This window comes from Lactiplantibacillus sp. DA1, from assembly GCF_032681335.1.
GTDB lineage: Bacteria > Bacillota > Bacilli > Lactobacillales > Lactobacillaceae > Lactiplantibacillus.
In genome coordinates this window covers 25,214-49,723 of record NZ_JAWHTQ010000002.1, presented here as the reverse complement: position 1 = coordinate 49,723, position 24,510 = coordinate 25,214, and the positions used below count along the sequence as shown (strand labels likewise).

Annotated in this window: 30 protein-coding genes and 1 tRNA gene; 9 read left to right on the top strand and 22 right to left on the bottom strand. The window is 43.2% G+C overall.

The window, feature by feature from the left end:
* The first annotated feature begins 117 nt into the window (after nt 1-117).
* The 3 genes from RXV91_RS02845 (at nt 118) to RXV91_RS02835 (ending at nt 1,601) form a co-directional block, all read left to right on the top strand.
* On the top strand, nt 118-483 hold the full coding sequence (locus tag RXV91_RS02845; protein ID WP_316438582.1) for a DUF805 domain-containing protein: 366 nt from the start codon (nt 118-120) through the stop codon (nt 481-483).
* A gap of 147 nt (nt 484-630) precedes the next feature.
* Nucleotides 631-1,089 (top strand): universal stress protein, encoded by a 459-nt coding sequence (locus RXV91_RS02840; protein WP_021731444.1) that lies wholly within the window; start codon nt 631-633, stop codon nt 1,087-1,089.
* A gap of 26 nt (nt 1,090-1,115) precedes the next feature.
* A complete protein-coding gene (locus RXV91_RS02835; protein ID WP_316438581.1) occupies nt 1,116-1,601 on the top strand; it encodes a TspO/MBR family protein in 486 nt (161 codons plus the stop codon).
* A 153-nt stretch (nt 1,602-1,754) separates the two neighbouring features.
* Here RXV91_RS02835 and RXV91_RS02830 read toward each other — a convergent pair whose 3' ends face one another.
* The gene (locus RXV91_RS02830) at nt 1,755-2,003 is read right to left on the bottom strand and encodes a hypothetical protein (RefSeq protein WP_316438580.1); all 249 of its coding nucleotides are present in this window, start codon (nt 2,001-2,003) and stop codon (nt 1,755-1,757) included.
* 367 nt (nt 2,004-2,370) lie between these two features.
* On the opposite strand from RXV91_RS02830, the gene RXV91_RS02825 reads away from it, so the two are divergent.
* A tRNA-Gly gene (locus RXV91_RS02825) sits at nt 2,371-2,441 on the top strand.
* 304 nt (nt 2,442-2,745) lie between these two features.
* Here the strand turns inward: RXV91_RS02825 and RXV91_RS02820 are convergent.
* Nucleotides 2,746-2,907: a lytic polysaccharide monooxygenase gene (locus tag RXV91_RS02820; protein ID WP_316438948.1), complete on the bottom strand. Its 162-nt coding sequence runs from the start codon at nt 2,905-2,907 to the stop codon at nt 2,746-2,748.
* 10 nt (nt 2,908-2,917) lie between these two features.
* On the bottom strand, nt 2,918-3,016 hold the full coding sequence (locus RXV91_RS15300) for a hypothetical protein (RefSeq protein ID WP_396426714.1): 99 nt from the start codon (nt 3,014-3,016) through the stop codon (nt 2,918-2,920).
* Between the two features lie 470 nt (nt 3,017-3,486).
* On the opposite strand from RXV91_RS15300, the gene RXV91_RS02815 reads away from it, so the two are divergent.
* Nucleotides 3,487-3,687 (top strand): hypothetical protein, encoded by a 201-nt coding sequence (locus RXV91_RS02815; RefSeq protein WP_316438579.1) that lies wholly within the window; start codon nt 3,487-3,489, stop codon nt 3,685-3,687.
* A gap of 489 nt (nt 3,688-4,176) precedes the next feature.
* Nucleotides 4,177-4,515 carry a hypothetical protein gene (locus tag RXV91_RS02810; RefSeq protein ID WP_396426733.1) on the top strand — a complete coding sequence of 113 codons (339 nt, stop codon included), beginning with the start codon at nt 4,177-4,179 and terminating at the stop codon, nt 4,513-4,515.
* Between the two features lie 681 nt (nt 4,516-5,196).
* Here RXV91_RS02810 and RXV91_RS02805 read toward each other — a convergent pair.
* Complete coding sequence (locus RXV91_RS02805) at nt 5,197-5,802, bottom strand: lytic polysaccharide monooxygenase (RefSeq protein WP_316438577.1); 606 nt, start codon at nt 5,800-5,802, stop codon at nt 5,197-5,199.
* A 562-nt stretch (nt 5,803-6,364) separates the two neighbouring features.
* Between RXV91_RS02805 and RXV91_RS02800 the strand changes: the two genes are divergently transcribed.
* Nucleotides 6,365-6,544 carry a hypothetical protein gene (locus RXV91_RS02800; RefSeq protein WP_316438576.1) on the top strand — a complete coding sequence of 60 codons (180 nt, stop codon included), beginning with the start codon at nt 6,365-6,367 and terminating at the stop codon, nt 6,542-6,544.
* Nucleotides 6,545-6,866: 322 nt separating this feature from the next.
* On the top strand, nt 6,867-7,367 hold the full coding sequence (locus RXV91_RS02795) for an N-acetyltransferase (protein WP_316438575.1): 501 nt from the start codon (nt 6,867-6,869) through the stop codon (nt 7,365-7,367).
* Nucleotides 7,368-7,961: 594 nt separating this feature from the next.
* Here RXV91_RS02795 and RXV91_RS02790 read toward each other — a convergent pair.
* Entirely contained in the window at nt 7,962-8,828 is an 867-nt protein-coding gene (locus RXV91_RS02790) for an SPFH domain-containing protein (protein WP_316438574.1), read from the bottom strand.
* A gap of 161 nt (nt 8,829-8,989) precedes the next feature.
* Complete coding sequence (locus RXV91_RS02785; RefSeq protein ID WP_316438947.1) at nt 8,990-10,693, bottom strand: MFS transporter; 1,704 nt, start codon at nt 10,691-10,693, stop codon at nt 8,990-8,992.
* 89 nt (nt 10,694-10,782) lie between these two features.
* On the opposite strand from RXV91_RS02785, the gene RXV91_RS02780 reads away from it, so the two are divergent.
* A complete protein-coding gene (locus RXV91_RS02780) occupies nt 10,783-11,334 on the top strand; it encodes a TetR/AcrR family transcriptional regulator (RefSeq protein WP_131509901.1) in 552 nt (183 codons plus the stop codon).
* Between the two features lie 185 nt (nt 11,335-11,519).
* On the opposite strand, the gene rsgA is transcribed toward RXV91_RS02780, so the two are convergent.
* The 16 genes from rsgA to fabZ all read right to left on the bottom strand — a co-directional run bounded on the left by rsgA (nt 11,520) and on the right by fabZ (nt 24,349).
* The gene (rsgA, locus tag RXV91_RS02775; RefSeq protein ID WP_316438573.1) at nt 11,520-12,578 is read right to left on the bottom strand and encodes a ribosome small subunit-dependent GTPase A; all 1,059 of its coding nucleotides are present in this window, start codon (nt 12,576-12,578) and stop codon (nt 11,520-11,522) included.
* A gap of 262 nt (nt 12,579-12,840) precedes the next feature.
* Complete coding sequence (locus tag RXV91_RS02770) at nt 12,841-13,341, bottom strand: acyl-CoA thioesterase (protein ID WP_316438572.1); 501 nt, start codon at nt 13,339-13,341, stop codon at nt 12,841-12,843.
* A 489-nt stretch (nt 13,342-13,830) separates the two neighbouring features.
* A complete protein-coding gene (locus RXV91_RS02765; protein WP_316438571.1) occupies nt 13,831-14,295 on the bottom strand; it encodes a GNAT family N-acetyltransferase in 465 nt (154 codons plus the stop codon).
* A 175-nt stretch (nt 14,296-14,470) separates the two neighbouring features.
* Nucleotides 14,471-15,013, bottom strand: a complete 543-nt coding sequence (locus RXV91_RS02760; RefSeq protein ID WP_316438570.1) for a 4'-phosphopantetheinyl transferase superfamily protein — start codon at nt 15,011-15,013, stop codon at nt 14,471-14,473.
* Nucleotides 15,013-15,771, bottom strand: coding sequence for an enoyl-ACP reductase FabI (gene fabI, locus RXV91_RS02755; protein ID WP_316438569.1), 759 nt, complete (start codon nt 15,769-15,771; stop codon nt 15,013-15,015). The genes RXV91_RS02760 and fabI overlap by 1 nt, the downstream gene beginning before the upstream one ends.
* A gap of 20 nt (nt 15,772-15,791) precedes the next feature.
* On the bottom strand, nt 15,792-16,562 hold the full coding sequence (gene accA / locus RXV91_RS02750) for a carboxyltransferase subunit alpha (RefSeq protein ID WP_316438568.1): 771 nt from the start codon (nt 16,560-16,562) through the stop codon (nt 15,792-15,794).
* On the bottom strand, nt 16,555-17,397 hold the full coding sequence (locus tag RXV91_RS02745; protein ID WP_316438567.1) for an acetyl-CoA carboxylase carboxyltransferase subunit beta: 843 nt from the start codon (nt 17,395-17,397) through the stop codon (nt 16,555-16,557). Before RXV91_RS02745 ends, accA begins: the two co-directional genes overlap by 8 nt.
* On the bottom strand, nt 17,366-18,754 hold the full coding sequence (locus tag RXV91_RS02740; protein ID WP_316438566.1) for an acetyl-CoA carboxylase biotin carboxylase subunit: 1,389 nt from the start codon (nt 18,752-18,754) through the stop codon (nt 17,366-17,368). The genes RXV91_RS02745 and RXV91_RS02740 overlap by 32 nt, the downstream gene beginning before the upstream one ends.
* A 14-nt stretch (nt 18,755-18,768) precedes the next feature.
* On the bottom strand, nt 18,769-19,182 hold the full coding sequence (locus RXV91_RS02735; protein WP_316438565.1) for a 3-hydroxyacyl-ACP dehydratase FabZ family protein: 414 nt from the start codon (nt 19,180-19,182) through the stop codon (nt 18,769-18,771).
* Complete coding sequence (locus tag RXV91_RS02730) at nt 19,182-19,643, bottom strand: acetyl-CoA carboxylase biotin carboxyl carrier protein subunit (RefSeq protein ID WP_316438564.1); 462 nt, start codon at nt 19,641-19,643, stop codon at nt 19,182-19,184. Before RXV91_RS02730 ends, RXV91_RS02735 begins: the two co-directional genes overlap by 1 nt.
* Nucleotides 19,640-20,872: a beta-ketoacyl-ACP synthase II gene (fabF, locus tag RXV91_RS02725; RefSeq protein ID WP_316438563.1), complete on the bottom strand. Its 1,233-nt coding sequence runs from the start codon at nt 20,870-20,872 to the stop codon at nt 19,640-19,642. The genes RXV91_RS02730 and fabF overlap by 4 nt, the downstream gene beginning before the upstream one ends.
* Nucleotides 20,873-20,890: 18 nt before the next feature.
* A complete protein-coding gene (fabG, locus tag RXV91_RS02720; RefSeq protein WP_003644334.1) occupies nt 20,891-21,619 on the bottom strand; it encodes a 3-oxoacyl-ACP reductase FabG in 729 nt (242 codons plus the stop codon).
* The gene (locus RXV91_RS02715; protein WP_316438562.1) at nt 21,606-22,538 is read right to left on the bottom strand and encodes an ACP S-malonyltransferase; all 933 of its coding nucleotides are present in this window, start codon (nt 22,536-22,538) and stop codon (nt 21,606-21,608) included. The genes fabG and RXV91_RS02715 overlap by 14 nt, the downstream gene beginning before the upstream one ends.
* Nucleotides 22,539-22,541: 3 nt before the next feature.
* Nucleotides 22,542-22,790: an acyl carrier protein gene (gene acpP, locus RXV91_RS02710; RefSeq protein WP_011101500.1), complete on the bottom strand. Its 249-nt coding sequence runs from the start codon at nt 22,788-22,790 to the stop codon at nt 22,542-22,544.
* A gap of 56 nt (nt 22,791-22,846) precedes the next feature.
* Nucleotides 22,847-23,833 (bottom strand): beta-ketoacyl-ACP synthase III, encoded by a 987-nt coding sequence (locus RXV91_RS02705; protein WP_316438561.1) that lies wholly within the window; start codon nt 23,831-23,833, stop codon nt 22,847-22,849.
* 72 nt (nt 23,834-23,905) lie between these two features.
* Nucleotides 23,906-24,349: a 3-hydroxyacyl-ACP dehydratase FabZ gene (gene fabZ, locus RXV91_RS02700; RefSeq protein WP_003640408.1), complete on the bottom strand. Its 444-nt coding sequence runs from the start codon at nt 24,347-24,349 to the stop codon at nt 23,906-23,908.
* Between the last annotated feature and the right edge of the window lie 161 nt (nt 24,350-24,510).

The following is a 24,510-nucleotide window of genomic DNA, read 5'->3' as shown; positions in this document are numbered from 1 at the left end:
AGTAATTTAATTGCACAAAATTAATTTTATAGTTATAGTTAGATGTGGTTATTTATTGACACCATTAGCTCATAGTTAATAATAACTCACATATCACATTTCATTGGGGGGATTACGATGGCAAACGCCTATCGCAAATTTTGGGACAATCTATTAAACTTTTCTGGCACGGCAACACGCTCCGAATACTGGTGGCCTGTTATCATCAACTATATCCTTGGTGGGTTGATCATTGCCATTATTCAGATGATTATGGGACACCCCATTGAAGATATCTATAATTGGAGTGACCTGAGCGTTAACACGATGAGTAAACTGATTGCGTTAATTGTTTGGTTAGGAACACTCTCACTGAAATTCCGCCGATTACATGACAGTGATCACACTGCATGGTGGATTCTGATTGACTTAGTTCCACTCATTGGGACGATCTGGTTCTTTATTTTGATGGTATTACCATCACGACCAAATCGTTGGCAGTAATTTAATTAGACGCAACATTCATCGACTATCTCGGACAATGAATGTTGCGTCTTTTATAACAAGATAATTAATCATATTAATAGACGTTAAAATTAATCAAATGTTATCATTACCATAATAATTAATTTCAACTAGGAGGTCCTGATGATGTATCAAAATATTTTAGTTCCACTTGATGGTTCTGACAATTCCTACATGGCCCTAAAGCACGCAGTCAAATTGGCGCAGACGTTCAAATCAAAATTGTTTCTGGTCAATGTCATTGATATCACGCGTTTAAATGCGTATAGTCCAGCAGCTTATGGAGGCACATTATATACCAATCTATTAAAGGTCGCGAAAGATAATAGTCAGGATATTTTAGATCGTGGTCAACAATTAGCCACCGATGCGCAAGTAGAAGCTCTCCCAATCCAAGTTAATAGTTCACCCAAAGCAAGTATTGCCACAGATCTCCCCAAAAAATATGCTATTGATTTAATTGTCATGGGTAAATCTGGTACTAATGCGGTTTCTCGAATTTTGCTTGGCTCAACCACTGCGTACGTGGTGCAAAAAGCAGAAGTCAACGTGGCGGTAATTAATACACCAGACGATACTGATTAGCGAATCATTAGACTGGAGGGAAACAGATGATCAAAGAACATCCTAAATTCAACTGGCTTCATCTGCTCATTTTTATTGTCGTGGTTGAAGCCATCGGCAGTTTATCAGCCTGGTTAGCCGGTGATATTAAAGCAATTTATAATGGGCTTAACCTACCAGTGCTTTCGCCACCAGACGGCCTATTTGGCATCGTTTGGCCCATCTTATATGCTCTCATCGCAATTGCCGGCTACTTAGTTTACCAACAGACAATCAACCGACGTGACCGTATTATGAATACCGCGTTGTTTGGGATTCAATTGTTGTTAAACTTTATCTGGAGTATCATCTTTTTCAGCCAGTCTGCATATTGGTGGGGGCTAGTCATTATCATTATTCTGGATTTAGTCGTCCTACTTTGTATCTTGCAGTTTTATCGTAATAGCCGACTAGCTGCAATTTTGATGGTCCCCTACATGGTCTGGATTTGCTTTGCGACTTACTTGACATTAGGCGTCGCACTATTGAATTAGGCTCAAACAATATCAAATAACGGCCCCCACAGTCATGACTGCGGGGGCCGTTATTTGATATTGTTGAAAGTTTAATACGGTTTGACCGTATTCTTTACAGGACAACACTTGTATTGCACCAACTATACTTAAAATATGGTGGCCCAACAAAAGCTACAACGTTCTACGTTGCCGTTTTCTTGACCGATAAGGCACAGCGTAGTCCTGCGGTGCATCTTCTGGATTGGCACTCGTCCAGTGACCACTACCCTTTTTAGCCGGGCGGGCATCATCTTTGAGACAAGTAAACCGTGACCCATATTTATCTTGAATAATAAAGATTCGACTAAAATCATTGATCGTATCCACCACGGTACAATCCGTATGCTTGATGTTGAACACATCCGTATAAACTTTACTCATTATTGTCCACCCCCAAGAATTAGTAATTAACATGGTTAATATACCGCGTCTTGTATGACAAATCCATAAATATACATATCAATGATGACAATTAATTTTATTTAATAGTCATCACAACTGCTCACGATGCCAATATGTCGATAACTATTCTTCTGATTAACAAACATAGACTAAATATTTTACGGTGAATAATTAATTGAAGCCTATTGAATAATTCATACTGCTTTTTATTTTACGATCGTCAACTGCTTACGATATAATTAAAATATAATCATTTAGCTAATAAGAGAGTTCTAATAACGTGCGGTGCTACTGCTGTCATATCAGTTCAAAGACGCAGCGCATACAAGCTGAGTGCTCAATTCATGCGAGTGTAGTTTAGTGGTAAAACGACAGCCTTCCAAGCTGTAGTCGCGGGTTCGATTCCCGTCACTCGCTTAGTTATTGACTGAAATCATGCTAATAATCAGGCTGATATTCAATATTATTGTCATTCTATCGGCCTATATTATCGAGCAGTTGTAACTTCATTAACAATCCGAACTACTTAACAGTTGCTACCGCAGATGTCGCTTTCATTGATTGCCAATGTTGCTGACTTATTAAAGTCTTCTTAACTTAAATTGATAACAAAGTCTTACTAGCCAACTAAAACCAGTAAGACTTTTTCATTATAACTTCAAACATAATTTTTATTGTCCCAACGCATATTAAAGATAAATTAAGCCTGACTGACTAAATATTATTGGCTATTAAAATCCGAGACTTGGTAAAAGGCAGTACCAGTATCCACTATGTTCCAAACACTTAATAGTACTCGATTCCCCTTTTCATTCGATGAAATATTGACTTGATTTGTCACGAATTCACTAGGTGTTGCACTGTTATCATTGTAGCTAGCAATTTTCTCGAAATTACCACTCTTGAGGGGGTGCGTTCGAATTCAAACCAGGCTTTCTTAGATAATAATCCCACATACTGGTTTTATGGCGAACTGTCCATCGCCAAGTCACCCTAAAATTGCCTGCCTTTACTGGTGTTTTATACCAACAATTTGCATTTTACTAATAACACATGATTTTTCCTAAATAACGTTTGGCAAATTTCTTGGTCTCATATTAATGAGTATTCCATACACAAAGCATTATGTGTCCAGCCCTGATTATTTAAAGCATTAATTATCTTTATTATTTTGAAGTACTATCAGCCATCCCCACTCAAGTCGATGTGTTTATTTCTCATCACTTAAAATTATTATTTAACACAAATTCGTACTGACGTCATAAAATGTACATTGCATCTATATTGACAACATTTGTTATCTTAATATATTGTATACATTTAGAATCATCCATTTATTTTTATTCAAATTACTACTTCTGAATATATTCTAATAAACCGTCGCCATCCTAACTCAATCCACCCAGGCCATTGACCGTTAACAGATTTGAGTTAACTGACTTAATTAAACGGAGGTACACAGATGGATCTTATGATAGTAATTGGCAGCATTATCACTGGTATCGGTATCATCATCAATGTTGCTAATACACGAGTCAAATATGGCTGGTTTACTCATTATCAAAGTAAAAGTCGGCCACTCAATTATGTTAGTTTATTATTAATCGTAATCGGGTTAGTCATTATTATTGGCAAATCATATCTAAACGGGCAATTAAATTAACCATTCAGCAACAATGCGATTTGCTTTATACAATAATCTAAACTTACAATTGAAAAGGGTATATAGGAATTCTCATTAACAGACTAAGGGAAAAAACATGCTTAATAATAATTTGTTCGACTACTTCCGGAGTTTATCCGCAATTGATTGGACTATTGACATAGTTGTCGTGGCTATTATTGCCATCATCACTTCTTATCTATTATATAAAAAATTACATCACTAAGGACTGACTGCGATTATTATTTTTAAGGGAACATAATGTCTTTTAATACCATTTTATTTTGAAACCATTATGGCCTCTTTATCATCTTTCCACAAAAAGCTTTTATACAGCCATCACAACAAATGAAAACTGTTCTTGATTACGACGTTGTCACTGAACTGTAAAAATAAATTAGTTCTTTGCTGCTATTAACCATAAGTCAGGATGAAAATCTTAGATTATTGTGATAGAATAAGAAAAAACTTTTTTATAGTGGAGATTGAATTATGAAACAGCAAAAAAAATTAGCTCGTTTAACTATTGTTAATCAGCTTTTGGAACAACTAAATGCATCAGTTCCAGTTGAAAGAGTCGACATAAGAAAACTAATCAGTAAAGCCTATGCGACCATCAACCAACCAGATTCAACTACTAAGCGTTATCAACAAGTACCTGATGCAATTAATGAATTGAATAGTCAATTTCAAGCAATTGCGGTTGCTAAGAAATACCATTTTTCTTCTGAACAAGACAAATTAATTTCAGAATTAACAACCTTCACCAACAAAATGTTTACACGCGGTTGGTATGGCTTAATCTACATGAGTGGCATTGGCAACTAGATTTATTTAATCCACTAGTTGACTATTAAAAGAGCATGAAGTGGACACCTCCTTTAAGAGATGCGATGTCCAAATTTCAATTAAGGCTACTGATTGTTTGCACTTCACGACACAATAATCATGATTATAGATTTTCGTTACTTTATGGCCTTTATCACAAGTTCTAAACAGGCTTTTTAACCACTTTTGTTGTTTGTTCAGTTTGTATTCGCTACGGATTTTACTGAGTGGTCTCACAATAAAACATTTTCTCCAGCTATTTAAAAAATATAAATGGCACCTGAATCAATTCTCACAACTGTCTAGCGTGGTTCGCTTGGCATTCCTCGTTTTAAAATGTACTACTAAATAAGGAAGTGTGAGCTTACACATAGAAAAAATCCCGCACTACCATGTTGAGACAGTGCGGAATTTTTTCTACCTAATCATTAGCTTATTTCCAAAATAAATTGTTACACTGATGGATCTACCGCTTTGAGAAGCCAACGTGGACGTACTCAGGTCGTTTTGCTACACCCTAAATCGTCACACTTGCCCATGCAGCAGGCATAAGAAACATCACTTTCAACAGTGAAATCAAAAACCTTACCGCTCTAGAACTATGATCAGTAAGGTTTTCAGATATTGTGTAACTAACAATTTTATTACTAAAAAGTCACATTGAAGTTATCGGGCAGCGGTTTATTGAACATTGATATCTGAAACTTGATAAAAGGCATTACCAGTATCTGCTATATTCCAAACACTTAATAATACTTGATAGCCTTTTTCCTCTGATGGAATATTGACTTGATGCGTCACAAATTCATTGGGCATTGCACCTTTATCATTGTAGCTAGCAATTTTCTTGAAATCACTAAACTTAAGTGGCGCGTTCGGATTCCAACCCGGCTTTGTAATATAATAATCCCAAGTACTCGTTTTATGACGAGCAGTCAACTGCCAAGTAACATCAAGGTTTCCAGCTTTAACCGGTGTTTTATACCATCTATTAGCAGTTTGTTCATCTAATTGTGAAAAATTAGGAATACCGGCACTTGCAATTTTACCATCTATAAATGTATTTTTAGGTGCTTCAATGCTTTGTGGTTCGTACATAACTGACCCGATATTTGTATTTAATGGACCACCTGGATACCAGGTACTTCCCAAATAAGCTCGGCCACCCGGATTAGTCACAAATCCATGGGCCGACACTTGAACTGCCCCAAATCCTAAAAACGCAACCATCATCCCAATTATAACTAATAAGTAACGGAAGACATTATTTTTTTTCGTCTTTACCATAAGATCCCCTCCTTACTTTTCAATATAACGCGACCTCGTGACGATTTCCACAAAGATGCACAGCGACTAAAAGTCCCATCATTTAGCTGTTTTACCCACGTTTAAAATTATTATTGATACTTGCTGAACAACTTTTTGAGATTTAAGTATATTTATAGAATTCTTGTCTGATTATAGTTATACGAGGTGAAAACATGACAAAATTAACTGAATCTCAACAAAAAACTTTTGAAAATTGAGACGATGCTAATTAATAGTGCAACGAATGCATTAACAATCGATCCAGCGCGCACAATTTTATTAAGCATTGGGCTACTAGAGACGATTCAGATGGCCTTTCAGTTTAATATAAATTTTCACAAAGTAATAACTCTTCGCAAAAGCATCTGAACAATAAAGATAGCTTATAAACCCCTTTCTGTTTTATAAGCATACGTCTTAAACAATTGTAGTGAGGTAACTATTATATATATGTTGAGCATCTCACTTGCGTTTTTATCAAAATATGATACATTCTAATTATTCGCTACCTTACATTCGGAACTAGAATGTGGAGGATATCATGATGAAATATCGTATTCAACTTAATACAGAAACTCAAATGTTTTTAGTTATTGACCGTAACAACCAGCATCATAGTGGTCAAGGATTGACAATTGAAGATGCAATGACTGATTTTTACAGTGATGATGACGGTCATATAATCAGCCCACCATTGAAAATAATTTCAATGGTGGGCTGATTATTTTATATTTACTGAACTAAACAACACTTAAATTGCAAATAGCATTTATGCAAAAATTACATTAGCCGATGTCAGTATGGGTTTTAACAGTCATTTGATTAAATCGCTTATTTTCCGTTTTGAACGGCTCAGATATATATGCTCAACTGTTATGTTGAGCAATCGTCCACCATATAGAATAGCTTTATTACTTTACAATTAGGCAATTACCGGGATATATTATAAAATAAATGAATTTACTATATCTGAGTAGCTAACATACAGATGCTTAAGCTACTTCACGGGGAAATCCCCCATCAATTAGAGGAGATTATTATTTATGAGAACCGAAATATTTAAAACCGAAATGACTAATTCTGTTGACAGCTTAATTCGCAATGCTTTCAAGAAATCTGAACATGGTTATAACGGTGAGGCAGAGTTAACCTTAACATTAAGAAATAGCAGTACTAAAACCTTTGAAAGTGTTGTAATCACCGATAATAAAGTTGTTGGCCATGCTTTACTAAGTGAAGCAAAAATCAATCAAATCAAAGGATTAGTTTTAGCCCCTATTAGTGTCCTACCCGAATACCAAGGCAAAGGGATTGGCTCACAATTGATGATGAAAATCGACAGCATTGCCCAAAATAATAATTATAAGTTCATTAGCATTCTCGGTGATCCTCATTACTATAGTCGCTTTGGCTACAAGCCAGCCAGCACATACGGAATAATAGCGCCAATGGAAGTACCTGAGGATGTATTTATGGTAAAGATATTTCAACAAAATGATGACTACGCTGGACTATTACAATATGCGCCTGCATTCGGACTTTAATAGCTAACAAAAAATCCCGCACTGATTACTCAGGTCTAATTCAGGATTTTCTTATTTCATCTAAACTGATAACCCATGTAGCCAAAAATCAATTTTCGCTGTGCTACTTGCTTATTAATATCAGACAGCTTTACATTTCTTAACGCTGTTTGTAAACTCAGTAAATCGATCTTTGATCTGGATAAATTGTTGAATAGATACACTTACCGTTTTATGCTGCTAAAGTAGTTATGCTAAGACCATTCCGTGAAGCAATGACAGCGGATACTTAGAATGGTCACCGTTTCAACTAACGACACACGAAATAATTGCTTTGGAGCAACCGATTTATTGCGCAATACCTTGGTAAGACTGGTATAAGGTTAGCCCAACCAGTAAGCCTTCACGGTCATTTGCTGCGCTTCAACTGTAAATCTGGGAAGCAGACGTAGCAAAAAAAATGAAGGCTTTTTCAGATTAAATTTACTGAAATTTGTCATTTTGGAAAAAAATGACAAAACGTTACGGTACTCCTTACGGCAAAAAAGGCGAACCTTGTTTTTAAAGGTGCGCCTTGACTGTTATTAGCTTATAATTGTTGTTATATCAACGTTCCTACTTAACCTCCGAAGTATTCACAATTGGCTGAGTCCCCCGCTCCGAAATAATGGTGACCATCATATTATTGATCAATTGCAGCTTCTTATCATCCGACAACTGCATCCCTGTATCCTTTTCCAAACGAGCAATCGTATCTTCGGTAATTGAAACGGCACCTTCCACGATGACTTTGCGGGCGGATAATATTGCTGAAGATTGTTGCCGTTGTAACATCGCACTGGCAATTTCAGTCGCATAAGCAAGGTGCGTTAAGCGCGTTTCCACAATTTCAACCCCCGCGACATCTAGCCGTTCCTGAAGCTCTTCCGTTAATCGGTCAGAAACTTCAGTTGGATTGCTCCGCAGCGTAATCTTTTTATCATCATCAAACGTGTCATAGGGATACTCCGATGCGACATGCCGTAACGCTGATTCACTTTGAATCTCAACAAATTGTTCATAATCATCTACCGCAAAGAGCGCCATACTGGTATCAACAACTTTGAACACGATAACGGCCGCAATTTCCACTGGATTTCCTCGGAGATCATTAACTTTTAAGATGGCACTGTTAAAGTTACGAACCCGCAATGAAATTGAAAACTTACTGGTCAACGGAACGGTCATAAACAGCCCCGAATCCCGAATTGTCCCGATATACTTACCAAAAAATGTCAGCACCCGGGCTTCATTAGGCCCAACGATTGTTAAAGAACTAGCACCAAACGCCGCAATAATAATTAACAACGCCCCTAAAAAAATACTAGCAAAATGGTTGCCAGTCGCACCGGCCCAAACCAGCCAACCGCCAACTAACACAAATGCAATCGCTAACACTAGACCAATATAGCCATTGATATGAAACACTTGTTTTTCTTTCATCAAGACTACCCCCTTTTGCCCTTATTATAGCATAAGCGCCTCACATGCTCGCAAAGCTAAGTTCGATGGCAAGTTCCAAAGTCAGCGGCGGCAATCACCTTCGCGGGCCCTCCCAGCTCAGCTATTCAAACGTGCCTGAAGCCCACCTCAATCAACGTGACTTAACCCGGCTTGCCACTTTTCCGCTCCCGTCCCGCAAAACACCAGGTCGTCATCACTAGCAATAGCGTGAATGGCCAAGCGACTTGGTAGGGGCGCATAAACGCAGCAGTTAACTCAATTTTGGTTTTGGCCTTAATCACTGATGCAGCGGTCCTTATTCGCTGGTTAGTGTGTTTAACTTGACTGTGAACCTTTTGGGCTACCTGCTGATGAACTTGAGCCTTAATACGAACTGGGGCAGCTTGCAGTGACCGTGCTTTTAACACCTGAACATATTGATCTGCAACCAATCGACGGGTCTTTGTCGCTGTGATTGGATCATGTACCACTTGGGCCGTTTGCTCGGCCGCCAATTGGTGATCAACTACTTGCAGCGTATCGCGTTTGGCCTGGTCAGAAATCGATAACTGAGCAACAGACACCGCCGCATACGACTTGACTCGTGACTTAGCAGTTGTCAAATTCACCGCCAATGCTGACACGAAGATGGCGACGGCTAACGATGTCCCAATTTGGCGGAAAACACCAATCACACTTTGTGACGCTGTCAGTAACTCACCGGTAAAATCACCGGCCGCTAATACCGTAATTGGCCCAATGATCGTGCCGTAACCCGCACCAATCAGTAGCGCCGCCAATGCAAACTGCCAGTACTGACTAGGATTCATTAGGCTAAGTACCCCATAACCCGTAGCCATCGCGAGACTGCCACTAAAGATCACGCGCCGCGCACCAAGCTTTGCTAACAAGAACCCACTGATTGGTGAAAAGACAAAAATCATCATTGATGCTGGCGTAATCATAATCGCAGCCATCAGTTCCGTCTTACCTTGAACTTTCGTGAAGAAGCTCGGCATTAAGACTAACAATGCCACCATAAAGACCCCTGATAACACGGTCGCTAACGCTGCACCGTTAAACTGCCGGTCTTTAAATAGCGCTAATGGAACCATGGGCGCTGCCACGTGGGCTTCCGTCCAGATAAACGCAAACAGTGCCAGCACACTAGTGACACCCAGGCCAATAATTAGTCGACTCGTCCACCCCCAATCGTTTCCCTTAACTAGTACCAAGGTCAATGCTAATAAGGTCGTCATGATTAAGGCACTCCCACCAAGATCTAGTTTCGCTTGGCCATGACTGGGATGACACCACGATAACCATGCCAAGCAGCCACTAAACGCAATCACAACTAATGGCACGTTGATCAGAAAAATGCCCCGCCACCCCCAAAACTGAGTGACTGCACCACCAATGGTTGGTCCTAACGCTGCCGCTAATCCCTGCATCACGCCCAGCCCTGCAATCACACTAGTCCGCTTGTTAAGTGTGACACTCTGAATGCCAATCGTCATACTAGCCGGGAAGACGATGGCTGCACCAATACTTTGAATGGCCCGTCCAACAATCAGTAACACCACACTGAGACTCAATCCAGAGGTTAGTGACCCAATACCGAATAACCCTAATCCAATTAAGTACATTCGCCCACGGCCCCAGACATCTGCCAAACGACCTAGTGGAATCGCCAAACTAGCAAACAGAACAGTATAAATATTTAATGCCCACGACAGGTGCGCCAAATCAGTGTTCAACCCCGTTTGAATTGCTGGCAATGCAATATTCATGACCGTCGTATCAAGCATACACAGAAAAATCCCAATCATCATCATCGCAATTACTTTCATCGATTTTTTCAAAATAACCGCCTCCCGTTAAGTTAATGGCAGTATATCTGGTAAAATGGAAATTAATAAATACTTACGTTACAAAAATGGAGATGTTGTTACCGATGAACCCGCAAATACGAAAACGCCAGAACTTAGCTGCAGTCTATGAGGCCTTACTACAGCTCATGTCACAAAAACCGTTAAGTCGCATTTCAATTACGGAACTCTGTCAGCATGCGCAAGTTTCTCGTACTTATTTTTATCGCAATTTTACGAGCTTTGATCAAATTATTTTAGCGTACCAAAAGCAAGCCATCCTCCAATATTTGCGCCAATTACCACGACAATCGAAGGTTAAACTGCAGGTATTGATGACCCAATATTTCACCCTCATGCAGCAAATGGCAGCGACTAATCAATTATTGATCAAAAACGGAAAAATTCAGATTTTCATTCAAAGCTTTGAAGCCGTCTTCGCGTTGCTCATCAAGCAGGATCGCATTATCGGTTCGAGCAATGCCGCGCTCCGCCAACCGTACTACACTGCCTATTTTTCGGGCGCCGTCGTCAACATACTCGTCCATTGGCAGCAAAATGGCATGGTCGAAACGCCCGCTTATCTCGCTCAACAGGTCACCAAGTTCACATTACGCCACAATGAAAGTACAACCTGAGTAGAGATTGGGGACAAAACTAAAAGTGTTCAGTCGCTTGAGAAAAGACTTTTTCTCAAGAAACCGAACACAATTTTTCTGTCAATATTGTCGAAGCGTGCGCCAAAAGGTTGCTTGCAGACCACCTTTTGGCGCACGCTCCTATCATTCAATTCACACTATTTTATATTTACCTATTAGTCAGGTTAGTCGCGGTGATAGCGCTGCTTGATACGTTTCATTGCCTGTTTGCCGCCAAACATCCGCTGAATTTTCGCCTGTTCTAACTGGCGTGAATTAAGCCCCTGATAACTCATCTCGCGTTGTAATTTTTGATAACTCTGTAACCGTTCTACCGTCACCGTGCCAGCTTCAACGGCTGCTCGTACGGCACACCCAGGTTCACTGGTATGGGTACAATCATTAAACTTACACTGCGCTGATAACGTTGCAATTTCCGCAAAAGTTTGATCTAAATCGCCCACAAAGATTTGCAGTTCACGCATTCCCGGCGTATCAATCACACAGGCGCCTGTAGGTAGAGGTATCAATTGCCGACTCGTCGTTGTGTGCCGTCCTTTATCATCATCTTCACGAATCGTTTTCGTCGTCAAGACATCTTGTCCGAGTAACCGATTAATTAAAGTCGACTTACCAACCCCCGAAGATCCTACAAAGGCCACCGTTTGACCAGTCGTTAGGTATGGTTGCAAGTCATCCAATCCTTGGCCCGTCTCGGCTGAACACGTTATCGTTGACACGCCAACACTCACGTCCGCCACGGCCCGTAACTTAGCCGCTAAATCCGTACAGACATCTGCCTTTGTTAAGATGATCACCGGTAACGCACCACTATCCCACGCAATCGTCAGATAACGCTCCACGCGTCGCACATTAAAGTCCGCATTCAGTGACATACAAATAAAAATCGTGTTGATATTAGTGGCGATGATTTGCCCGTCATGCTGATTCACTGCTCCGCGTGCCAAGACACTTTGACGTGGTCGGATAGCTTCAATCTGAGCCTGATCATCAGCAGTTGGACACACCTGAACCCAATCACCAACAGCCGGAAACGCCGTTGGACTTGTTGCGGCATGGGCTAGTTTTCCGGTAACCCGAGCTTGCCATTCGCCAGTGGCCGTGATGACTTGGTATAAATCACGGTGTTGGCTAATAACGCGACCGAGCATTTGTCCGTCTTCTTTAAGACTCGTTGTTTCAACTGCAGTCGTCAATCCATATTTAGTTAAATTAATTGTCAATTTTATAATCCTTTCGCAAAGTGACTCACCCTGATGCTCTGCGAATAAAAAATGCGCCCAGTTTATCCCACTGTGCGCAAAAACCGTGCGGCGTGTTCATATGCCGTGGTCATTCGTCACATTAGGGTACACGAAACCAAGCGGGTCTGACCCACTTTTTTCGTCCAACAACGCCCTAACGAATGACCGACATAAAACACCCCTCCTATATTTGATAGTTATAACTTAACAAGGCTTACCAATATTGTCAACCCAAATCCTTTTACCAAGGCAAATCAACGCTAATGTGCGCATTGAAATCTTGTTGGCGTTTTAACTTAGTCAACCGAGTCACCTGGCGTTCCTGATAACCATGTGCAACAAATGCATATTCTGGCTTATCGGCCACTAGCGCTGGTAATCCAATATTACGATCCGTTACCACGAACGTTGAAAAACAAGTTAAGCCCAAAAAACGTTCCCCCGTCTTCAAATGTTCGCCAATAATTTTAGTAAACACCTCGATTGACCGATGACCGACACCCGAAACGTAAGATTCCGCGCACATTGAGTCCTGTAACCGGAATGGCAACAAAAAATTGACTTGATCAACTGATACGGTCACCGTCTCAATCCGTGCCACTCGCGATGCCGCAATCGATGAATTATCATCAATGGTCGCCAAGATTTTGCCGCCGAAAACTGTATCATGCTCATTCAGATCCGCGGAAAACACACGGTGATTGCTAATTGATAAAGTCTGTGAAATTTGAATGGGTTCCATGGGTACACCTCATCATCCTTATTATTTTTAGACTGGTTTTGTATTATGCATATGTTTATTTACATGAATTTGATTAATACGCACTAATTAGATGAATCCTGTTCGTCGGCAATATTGTACACTTAGTCCGATTCCCAAAACTAGCTGAGTTATCGCAATTATAATCAGTCTGACAGTTAATTTGAAAAACTGCTGTTCATGAGAAACGGTACCTAGTCCACTAATAGTTGCGTACATCCATGTCTGCCATACGAAGACTATCCGACTGGAAGGCCAGCATTCGAGATATGGACGACGGCTCAAATCTGTGCTGCCACGTTCCGGCAATCGGATTACTTAAAGCCGGTCAGATCAAATGACCGTGCGTGACGGCTGAGACATCATCGTCTTGATTCAACATTGCTAAAATTCAATCATTATTAGCAGATCTGATTTGACTGACACAGATCAGCTAATAATGTCTACAGCTTGGTTACACCTTCTTGTTGGCTACTCACAACTAGTTTTGATCATGAAAAAGTTAGTTAATACTTGGTCGGCACGGACAACTTCTTGCCGACGAATGACATGATACCCTTGAGCAACAAAAAATGGTACGGCCGTAATTGAAGCCGCAACCGTATATTGGGTAACTGATACTGATGCTTCTAATGTCGTCACCAACCACTTAGCCAGACCTTGACGCTGATATTCCGTATGGACATAAAGACAATCTAAATATCCCGTAGCTAGGATATTGCCAAAAGCAATTAACTTCTGTCCATCCAATATAACCATCGTCGTTGTTGTTAATAATCGTTGTTGCCAATGCTGATGAATAGTAACGGAATCAGTGCCCAGCCAAGCCTTAATCTGCGTCGTCGAATAGTCTCGGATATTTACCTGTCTAACAGTTTGTTGAAACAAGGCAAGAACCTCGTTTAAATCATGCGCCTGATAACGGCGAATTTGCATGTTAAGCTACCTTCAATCAAGTAAATTTCATGATAGTCAAGATGTAATTGCTTCACCAATTATATTTGACTATCATGCAACATTATTTCAATAATATATTACCAAGTTTAACCAAACATCACAATAATAGGCCTAGTCAAGGATATCGATACTTGCTATCCTTGACTAGGCCTATTTAAGCATGTTGTGCCAAAAAGCCCACGTATGTCGCAGACAATGCCAAGGGCGTCAACTGATATGACTGGGATTGATAGCGCACGCGCCCATACTTTAAATCGAGTACTTCAACTTGACGTGGTGCCTGGGTCAAACCACAGCCCACTAGCTTTAACACAGCTTCTTTAGCCGTCCAAAGTTGCCACCCCAGCCGCTGTCGTTCTTGCGCCGATAAGGTTTGTAAAAGATGCCATTCTGCAGGCGTAAAGGCCCGTCGAATGGCATCTAAATCATGTGGACGGACCTGTTCAACATCAATTCCCAGTGGTCCCGGACCGACCGCTACCATCACTAACTGGTGCGTGTGACTAACACTAACACCTAATTGAGGATGACTTGGAAAATACGGCTGGCCCAATCGATGATAAGCTAATGGTACCGATAACACTTGCTGAATTAATTGGCGACTCACAGTTCGCTGAGTGACCCGCCGCATTTTTTTAGAAACATCGACCGGCATCTGAAGCCACTGCCGTTTAAAGACAACTTGAGTGATTGGCATTAACTTAAGTGAACCCCTTTATCCACATATACCACGTCCCCGGTCATCCCAGTCGACAAATCACTTAATAAAAAGGCGGCCACGTTGCCAATTTCACGCGTTTTTACCGGTTCACCATCAACCGTCATACTGCGAGATAATTTTAATAATTGCTGATGCTCATGAATACCCGTTACCGCCAACGTTTTGACTGCTCCGGCTGAAATTGCATTCACGCGGACTTGTTGTGGTCCAAGGTCACGTGCCAAGTAACGCACATTTGCTTCCAACGCGGCCTTAGCAACCCCCATCATATTGTAATTTGGTACGGCCCGCTCTGATCCAAAATACGTCAACGTTACGAGACTGGCTCCTTGTTTCAGCATTGGCCGAGCTGCTCGGGCAACTGCAATCAGCGAATACGCACTAATATTTTGTGCCAAATCATATCCAGCTTTCGTGGTATTCACAAAATCACCTTCTAACGTTGCTTTATCCGCATAAGCAATCGCATGGATAATTCCATCGATGGCACCATACTGTTGTTTAATGCTTGCAAATGCCCGATCAACATTGTTATCATCAGCAACATCACAGGCAATTAACGGCACATCTGGCGCCACAAATCGTTGCAAACTTTGTTTCAAACGGTCATTTTGGTAAGTCAAGATGACTTGGGCCCCTTGTGCCATTAGTGCCTCGGTACACCCCCACGCAATACTCCGTTGATTGGCAACTCCCATAACAACAATGGTCTTACCTGCTAAAATTCCGTCCATACTTATCATTCCTCACTTGTTTAAAATTGTCGATAACGGGCTTGGCGTTGCGCCACTAGTTCCGTCACCGGCTTGGCTGTTAAAGCCGTTAAAGCTTCGTCAATGGCCGTTTTCAGCGGTTGACAATCTGCTGCGGTTGCTACTTCAGGAATAATCCGATCAATAATCCCGTCTGCCAATAATTCTGTCGGCGTCAAGCGCATTTTTTCCGCAGCTTCAGCGGCACGTTGCGATTCTTTCCATAAAATAGTGGCATAGCCTTCAGGCGACAGCACTGAATAAGTGCTATTTGCTAGCATCCAAACCTGATCGCCACATGCTAGGGCCAGCGCACCACCACTACCACCTTCGCCAACAATCAAACTCAAAAATGGTACTTTTAACTGCAATCCCGCTAATAAGCAGTCAGCAATCGCTCGACCTTGACCTTGATATTCCGCATCAACCCCCGGATAGGCACCCGGCGTGTTGATTAAGGTCACGACCGGCTGCCGTAATTGTTCTGCTTGCCGCATCAATCGTAGTGCTTTCCGATAACCGCTAGGCGTCGCACAGCCAAAGTGCCGGGCTTGATTTTCAGCTAAAGTTTGCCCCTTCTGAATGCCAATAATGGTGACGGGTCGGTCGGCAATCGTTGCTAAACCCGCGATCACAGCTGGATCATCAGCCCGTTGACGGTCACCGTGGCAGTCAAAGAAGTCTTCCGTCAAGCCATCAATCAATGTTTGAATGCTAATCTTACTAGCATCACGGGCTGCTTGAACTTGTTCATAGGCCGTTGTTTTAGGCATTGTGCTGACCTCCCTGGGTGATTGTTAATAATCGTTGTAGCGTTTTTCGCAAGGCTGGCCGAGGCACAATTTGATCCAACCACCCATTGGCCAATAAGGTTTCCGCCCGTTGAAAATCCGCAGGTGGTGTCTGTTGAATGGTTTGTTCAATGACCCGCCGACCCGCGAATCCAATGAGCGCTCGTGGCTCGCTCAACATAATGTCACCTTGCATCGCAAAACTAGCCGTGACACCACCAGTGGTTGGATCAGTTAAAATTGTAATATACAACAGTCCAGCTTTTCGGTGATTTGCAACCGCCGTGGACACTTTAGCCATCTGCATCAATGCACGAGCGCCTTCTTGCATACGCGCCCCGCCAGAAGCAGTAACCATCACAACGGGAAGTTTTTGGGTCGTACAAGTTTCAAATAATCGCGTAATTTTCTCACCGGTTGCCGCCCCCAAACTCCCCATCATAAATTTAGTTTCCATGACACCTAACCCAAATTGATAAGTCGCTAATGTCCCAATACCAGTCAATACGCTCTCATTCAAGTGTGAGGCTGCTTTGGCACGCTGCAACTTTTCTAAATATGCAGGGTCATCAAAACTGACGGGCGCACTCAGGTCCGCATCCCGCTCTTCAAAACTCGCCGTCAATTGTTGAACACGTTGCCAAGCAGGCAAGCGAAACCCATAATCACAATGGGGACATACCTTGAATTCACCGAGATCTTGAGTATAACAATCTTCATGACAAACTGGACAGCGCGTCAATAACGCGTCTGGGATATTATCCCGGCGAACAGCTAACTGCCGTTCAGTGGGTGCTTGAAACTTGCGCTTGGGCATCACTTAACCATCCTTTCAAAAAGTCTTGTTCGATATAAGCTGTGGTATAGGTACCACGGCCAACAGTCGAATCTGCAACTAATCCTGCTAAGAAGGTCCGGTTCGTTTGAACCCCATCGATGGTCAATTCCAACAAACAACGATGCATCTTGCGACTGACCATCTTCCGATTAATACCGTGAACAATGATTTTGGCAATCATCGAGTCGTAAAACGGTGCAATCATGCTACCAGTCACCACACCAGCATCAATCCGGACTCCCAGTGTCCCCATTGGGTAGATCAACCGGGTGATTTTTCCAGGTTGCGGTCGAAAATCGTGGTACGGATCCTCCGCATTCAAGCGACACTCCATGGCAACACCATGAATTTTGACATCCGCTTGTTTGATTTTTAATGGCATACCAGCTGCAATTTGTACTTGCGCTTTAATCAATTCAATACCCGTTACCATTTCAGTAACCGTATGTTCAACTTGCAACCGCGTATTCATTTCCAAAAAATAAAAATGATGCTGCTGATCCATCAAAAACTCATAGGTACCCGTATTTGTATAACCCAACTTTTTGGTTGCGTTAGCCACTAATTGTCCCAATTTGGTCCGTTCAGCAGTCGTGATGACCGCACATGGACTTTCCTCTAGCACTTTTTGATGATTCCGTTGTAGCGAACAATCGCGCTCTGGTAAATAAATAACATGGCCCTGTTGATCGGCTAAGACCTGCACTTCGATATGCTTCGCCGGGGCAATGATTTTTTCTAAGTACAACCGATGATCATCGTATGAAGCTTGAGCTTCCTGCTGAGCTGTTCGAAAGGCCTTCGCTAAATCTTGATCATTGTTAACAGCGCGAATCCCCTTACCGCCACCCCCAGCAGCGGCTTTGATCATAACTGGGTAACCTAAGGTATCAGCAGCTTGCAAGGCCGCCTCAACATCTTTAAGCACCGATGGACTCCCGGGAATCACGGGTACGCCTAATCGTTGCATGGTCTGCCGGGCATTTTCCTTGTCGCCCATCTGGTCAATCACCTCAGGACGCGGCCCAATAAACGTTAACTGACAATCCGCACACATTTGGGCGAATTCGGCATTTTCAGATAAAAAGCCGTAGCCCGGATGAATGGCCTGACATCCGGTCAAGTTAGCAGCGCTAATAATTGCTTGCATATTCAAATATGACTGATTGACGGGACTCGCCCCAATACAGACCGCCTCATCAGCCAGATGTACAAATAAGCTCTCTTGATCGGCCACTGAATAAACAGCGACCGCTTTAATCCCCATCTCATGAAGCGCGCGAATAACTTGGACCGCAATTTCACCACGGTTCGCGACTAAGACTTTTTTAAACAATCGCCATACCTCCTTCAGGCTTGTATTACAAAGGTTAAATCAGCACTAACGATTTCATGACCCGCACAGGTAATTACGCCATGACCTGTTCCAATTTGACGGCGCAACTTAGTTAATGTCACCGTTGCTTCTAACCGGTCACCAGGGCGCACATCCGTCTGAAAAACAGCCTGCCGAATTCCGCCAAAAAAGACGTTATTACCATGATGTTCCGGCATCGATAATAAAGCCACAACTCCCGTCTGAGCCAAAATCTCTAATAATACTGGTCGAATCATCGTCCGGCCGGTCAGTGTCTGACTCTGAAAAAACCATTCATTAATCGTAACTAATTTTTCCGCTGTCGCGCTAACACCTGGTTGGACCGTTATGATACGGTCCAATAATTGCAACGGAAAACGTTGAGGAATTAAATCAGTAACTTCCATTAAACGGTCGTCTCCTCAATGGCAAACAATGGTTCATCAAATTCAACCATAGTTGCATTCTTAATTAGTACTTCCTTAACCGTCCCACTAACTGGACTGGGAACCTCGTTGATCATTTTCATTGCTTCAATCACGCACAAGGTTTCCCCAGCCTTGACATGATCACCGACTTGAACGAATGGTGCCTGTTTCGGATCAGCTGCCAAGTAAGCCACCCCGACTAAGGGCGCTGTAACCGTTGTCCCTTCCGATTGGGCCGGCGTTTCACTCGTTGGTGTGGGCAATGATGCCGAGGTATCGACCACTGCTTGGTGCGGCTGCGTTGCCGTCATTTGGGCAGTTTCAGCTTGTTTATTCAAATGCAGTTCAAAGGTTGTCGTCTTGACGTCCATGACTTGAGCGCTGGATTGATTAAACTGATCGATCAGGGCGGTCATCGCTTCCGTATCCGTCATACTCATACATTCACCCACTTCTTAAAGGCAACCACGGCATTATGGCCCCCAAAACCAAATGAATTACTCAAAGCATAGGTTGCGGCTTGATGTTGAGTTGCTGGCGTTACTAAATTGACTGGACACTCAGGATCTTGGTCCGTACAACCAATATTCGCAGGTAATTGACCCGCTTGCAGCGCACCAATTGTTGCAACGGCTTCAATCGCACCCGCAGCGCCTAATAAGTGCCCCGTCATTCCTTTAGTACTGCTGACTGCGACATTTTGACCAAATAACGCTTCAATCGCTTGGGCTTCAGCACTATCATTCGCATGGGTAGCCGTTCCGTGAGCATTGATGTAATCGACATCTCCTGGTTGGATACCCGCTTCCGCGACTGCTTGTTGCATGGCACGTTTGGCACCAGCACCATCCGGTCGGGGGGCTGTCATATGATAAGCATCGCTAGTCGTTCCGTAACCCACAACTTCACCAAGAATCTGGGCGCCTCGGGCTTGGGCATGGGCCAACGTTTCTAAGACTAACGTTGCGCCCCCTTCACCCATCACAAACCCATTGCGTTGGCGATCGAAAGGTAACGATGCCAACGCTGGATCGGTTGCTTTGGACAACGCCGTCAGGGATGCAAACCCTGCAATACCAATTTCGTTGACCGAAGCTTCCGAGCCACCCGTAATCACGACATCCGCTTTCCCCTGACGCAAATATTCGAACGCATCACCGATGGCATTCGTTGCTGACGCACACGCAGTCACAATCGCTTGGCTGGTATTTTGCGCGTTAAACTGCATCGCAATATTGCCAACGACCATATTAATAATTGAATTGGGCACGAACAACGGTGAAACCCGTTTGGGGCTCTTGTCGTGCATCTTGATCACTTGGGCTTCAATTGTTGTTAACCCGCCGATACCCGAGCCATAAATAACGCCTAGCCGTTCGGGGTCAACATTTGCTTCATTCAGTCCGGCTTGCGCCATGGCTTCACTCGCACTGTATAGGCCGTAAACAGAAAATAAATCTAAACGTTTCGCTAATTTCTTTTCAATTCGTTCTTCTGGCCGAAAGTCCTTAACCTCACCGGCAACTGTAATCCCAGTGGGCGTCGCGTCAAACTTCGTAATGGGTTTAATCCCAACTTGACCCGCGAATAACCCGGTTAAAAATTCATCAACACTATTACCGAGGGGCGTCACCGCACCCATTCCAGTCACAACTACTCGTTCTGTCATTGGATAACCTCCCATATCTTATATCGTCATGCCACCGTCAACTGTTAGTACTTGTCCCGTTAAGTACGGCTGGTGCAACAAGAAATCAATTGCTTGGGCAATTTCGTCGGGCGTCCCAAAGCGTTTGAGTGGAATATCACTTAAGGCAGCCGCCGTGACACGGTCATTCAATTGTGCCGTCATGGCCGTCGTAATCATTCCTGGGGCCACCGCATTACAACGCACTTGACGCCGAGCCGCTTCCTTTGCCGTCGTTTTAGTTAAACCAATAATTCCAGCCTTACTAGCCGCATAGTTCGCCTGGCCGATATTGCCATGTAACCCGACCACACTAGCAACATTAACGATGGCGCCTTGTCGCTGTCGCTGCATGACTTTTAAAGCGTATTTGGTCATATTAAATGTGCCCAATAAATTTGTTTGAATCACACTCATGAAATCTTCCGCGTGTAGCCGCGTTAATAACTGATCATGGGTCACACCAGCGTTATTCACGAGTCCATCTAAGCGACCAAAATTTGTCATCACGGTCTCAATTAAATCAGCCGCCGTTTGATCATCACTCACATCACCAACTAATTGCGTCAACCGTGGATATTCAGCCGTTAATGCTTGCCAATCGGCCGCTTCAATTTCATGATGAACGTTTAAAATAACGCTGGCCCCCTGAGCTGCCAGCCGTTTGACTGTTGCCAAACCAATACCCTTAGCAGCTCCAGTGACTAAAATCACTTCATCCACGCTCACGTACCTCCTCAGTATCCTGACAATAATTCTGCCAATCTGTCACATCTTCAATTGACCAAACCCTTACCCCCGGCAATGTTTGTTTGGCAAAAGTTGCTAAACTATGCCCCGGTCCAACTTGAATAATCTCATCGACCTCATATGTCGCAATTCGTTGTAAGCAGGCCGCAAAGTGCGTTGGCGATACTAACTGTTTTACCAACGTTTCCTTGACAGTTGCCTGGCTAAAGGGCGTCACGGTCGTATTACTGATGACCGGAATTTGGGGTGCTGCGACGTTGATAAAGCGTAAACGCTGAGCTAGCGCTTCGCTGGCCGCCGACATCAATGGCGTGTGTGAAGCCACCGCCACATCTAACGGCACGACACGTTTGACGCCCTGTGTTTTTAAATAGGCCGTCGCCGCTTGAATACCAGCTGCATCCCCGCCAATGACAATCTGATCAGTCAAATTGTAATTAGCTGGATACGCAACCCCCACTGCTTGGGCACTTTGACAAGCAGCTGCAACCAGTGCCGGCGTTACTTTGAGTGCCGCGACCATCTCCCCAGGGCGCTGTAACCCTGCTCGTTGCATATACCGCGCCCGATCAGCCACTAGCTTCAAGCCATCCGTGAATGGTAGAACACCAGCCGCCATTAGTGCCGCATACTCCCCAAGGCTTAAACCGGCTAAAACAGTCGGACAATTATCAGTTAGTGCTGTTAATGCATGATACAGTCCCATATTCATCGCTGTAATGGCAACTGGCATCCGTTCGGCATCATCAATCCAATCGGCCGTTACCCGCAGATCCCAGTCCAACACTTGATTAGCTTCGTCGATCGTGGCTTGATATGCTGGTAATGTTTGATAAAGATCGGCCCCCATATCGGCAAACTGTTGTCCCTGACCACTGAATAAGATTGCCGTTTTCATGACTTAATCCTCGCTAGTTTCCTGATGAGTCGCCACATAATCAACTAAATCACCAACCGTTGCTAACGCGTCATCCGTTTCGATTTCGATATCATATTCGTCTTCAATCTTATCAATCACTTCAAAAACGTCTAGACTATCAAGCGCTAAGTCTTCGGTAAAATTCGTTGTCATCGTAATCTTGTCAGCGTCCACGTCTAATTGTTCCACGATCATCTTTTTAATTTGGTCAAAAATTTCAGTTTTAGTCATTGTTGATTCCTCCAGAATTTTTAAATTAATTTTAAATGCTTGTTTTCAGTTATCAATTAATACTCAATTACGGCACTACCGACGGATAAGCCGCCGCCAAAACCGGTAAACACCAGCTTGTCACCACGTTGAACTTGCTTTTGGGCGACCATTTCGGCAAATAGGATCGGCTCACTGGCCGCTGCGGTATTACCGTACTGGGCAATGTTCAGGGGCAATTGTGCTGAGGTCAAATTTAATTTTTGACCGACGCTAGCAACAATCCGCGCATTGGCCTGATGAAGCACAAATGCCTTAATATCACTCGATTTGAGATCCGCTTGAATTAACGCCTGCTCAATCGAACGTGGGACTTGCTTGGTGGCAAAATCGTAAACCCGCCGACCGTTCATTTGAAAGGCCCAACGGTTGACATCCGCGTCATCAGTAGCTATTGACCATGGATTCACCCGGGGTTGCTGCCCCGCTGTTAAGTAGTGTCCATCCGCACCAAACGTTGCATAATGACTTCCAAGCCAGCGCCCAGTCATCAGGGATGGGTTAGCACTGATCAACATGCCACCCGCGCCATCCCCAAATAGAACGGCGGTACTGCGGTCATGCCAATCCACCAACCGACTTAACGTCTCACTACCGATTAACAGAGCAGTCTGACCTGGTTGTAAGTATTGTTGAACCAACTGCATCCCATACACAAAGCCCGCGCAGGCGACATTGATATCAAAGGCAATCGCCTTTTCGGCCCCAATCGCAGCTTGTACCTGAGGGGCCGTCGCCGGTGTCAAATAATCCGGTGACATGGTCGCTACAATGATCAAATCAATCGCCGTGGCCGCCAACTGACTTTGCTGTAACAACTGCTGGGCTACCGAAACGGCCAAACTAGTAGTGGTTTCAGTAGTCGCGATGCGTCGAGAACGAATTCCCGTTCGCTGTTTGATCCAATCATCAGAAGTCGCCATCAATTGCGTAAGCTCTTGATTCATCACTTGGGTAGTGGGAAGTGCTTTGGCACTCGCTAAAATCGAAAAATTAGTTGTCATGGTTAGTTACAATCGGCAATACTTTCAAAAGCTTTCCCAAACGACAATTGCCGAATTGCCATTACCACCTTTCTATTTTGAATCCGTTGCACCAACGATAAAAGTTAAATCAGTTGTGCAGGCGGCCTTGTCACCGACCATCGCTTGACAACTGACCGTTCCCATGTTGGACCGTTGCTTGACCATTTGGACATGCAACTTCAAGACATCACCGGGACGGACAATTTTACGGAACTTGGCATCCTTAATGGCGCCAAGATAAGCCGTCTTACCAGCAAACTTTTCAGATTTCAAAATCAGAATCGACGCGGCTTGCGCCAAAGCTTCAATAATCAACACGCCCGGCATGACCGGGTTACCGGGAAAGTGCCCTTGGAAAAATGACTCATTGATGGTGACATTTTTCGTCACCACGATTGACTCACCCGGATTTAGTTCGTCCACCCGGTCCATGAATAAGATTGGGTACCGGTTGGGAATTAATTGCATAATTTCACTTGCTTCTAACACGCTCATAATTAGTCGCTCCTTTCACGGCGTTTGGGAATGGCATTAAGTTAATCGTCTGGCCAATTCTTGTCAATTGATTTCAGTAGATTAATTCATAGTATGTTGCTTTTGCAACCTCTTAAATCCCGATAAAATAAGCCTTATCCCACCTTTATTTTTTTGCGAAT

Coding starts and splice junctions, on each gene's coding strand:
- fabF (WP_316438563.1), bottom strand. CDS start 20,872: ATGACAGAACGAGTAGTTGTGACTGGAATGGGTGCGGTGACGCCCCTC.
- RXV91_RS02770 (WP_316438572.1), bottom strand. CDS start 13,341: ATGGAACCCATTCAAATTTCACAGACTTTATCAATTAGCAATCACCGT.
- RXV91_RS02805 (WP_316438577.1), bottom strand. CDS start 5,802: ATGGTAAAGACGAAAAAAAATAATGTCTTCCGTTACTTATTAGTTATA.
- RXV91_RS02715 (WP_316438562.1), bottom strand. CDS start 22,538: ATGAAAACGGCAATCTTATTCAGTGGTCAGGGACAACAGTTTGCCGAT.
- RXV91_RS02730 (WP_316438564.1), bottom strand. CDS start 19,643: ATGAGTATGACGGATACGGAAGCGATGACCGCCCTGATCGATCAGTTT.
- RXV91_RS02765 (WP_316438571.1), bottom strand. CDS start 14,295: ATGCAAATTCGCCGTTATCAGGCGCATGATTTAAACGAGGTTCTTGCC.
- RXV91_RS02835 (WP_316438581.1), top strand. CDS start 1,116: ATGATCAAAGAACATCCTAAATTCAACTGGCTTCATCTGCTCATTTTT.
- RXV91_RS02705 (WP_316438561.1), bottom strand. CDS start 23,833: ATGACAACTAATTTTTCGATTTTAGCGAGTGCCAAAGCACTTCCCACT.
- accA (WP_316438568.1), bottom strand. CDS start 16,562: ATGCCTAAAACAACGGCCTATGAACAAGTTCAAGCAGCCCGTGATGCT.
- RXV91_RS02830 (WP_316438580.1), bottom strand. CDS start 2,003: ATGAGTAAAGTTTATACGGATGTGTTCAACATCAAGCATACGGATTGT.
- acpP (WP_011101500.1), bottom strand. CDS start 22,790: ATGACTAAAACTGAAATTTTTGACCAAATTAAAAAGATGATCGTGGAA.
- RXV91_RS02795 (WP_316438575.1), top strand. CDS start 6,867: ATGAGAACCGAAATATTTAAAACCGAAATGACTAATTCTGTTGACAGC.
- RXV91_RS02840 (WP_021731444.1), top strand. CDS start 631: ATGTATCAAAATATTTTAGTTCCACTTGATGGTTCTGACAATTCCTAC.
- RXV91_RS02845 (WP_316438582.1), top strand. CDS start 118: ATGGCAAACGCCTATCGCAAATTTTGGGACAATCTATTAAACTTTTCT.
- RXV91_RS02815 (WP_316438579.1), top strand. CDS start 3,487: ATGGATCTTATGATAGTAATTGGCAGCATTATCACTGGTATCGGTATC.
- RXV91_RS02800 (WP_316438576.1), top strand. CDS start 6,365: ATGATGAAATATCGTATTCAACTTAATACAGAAACTCAAATGTTTTTA.
- RXV91_RS02790 (WP_316438574.1), bottom strand. CDS start 8,828: ATGAAAGAAAAACAAGTGTTTCATATCAATGGCTATATTGGTCTAGTG.
- RXV91_RS02780 (WP_131509901.1), top strand. CDS start 10,783: ATGAACCCGCAAATACGAAAACGCCAGAACTTAGCTGCAGTCTATGAG.
- fabZ (WP_003640408.1), bottom strand. CDS start 24,349: ATGAGCGTGTTAGAAGCAAGTGAAATTATGCAATTAATTCCCAACCGG.
- RXV91_RS02760 (WP_316438570.1), bottom strand. CDS start 15,013: ATGCCAATCACTCAAGTTGTCTTTAAACGGCAGTGGCTTCAGATGCCG.
- fabI (WP_316438569.1), bottom strand. CDS start 15,771: ATGGACGGAATTTTAGCAGGTAAGACCATTGTTGTTATGGGAGTTGCC.
- RXV91_RS02745 (WP_316438567.1), bottom strand. CDS start 17,397: ATGCCCAAGCGCAAGTTTCAAGCACCCACTGAACGGCAGTTAGCTGTT.
- RXV91_RS02735 (WP_316438565.1), bottom strand. CDS start 19,182: ATGGAAGTTACTGATTTAATTCCTCAACGTTTTCCGTTGCAATTATTG.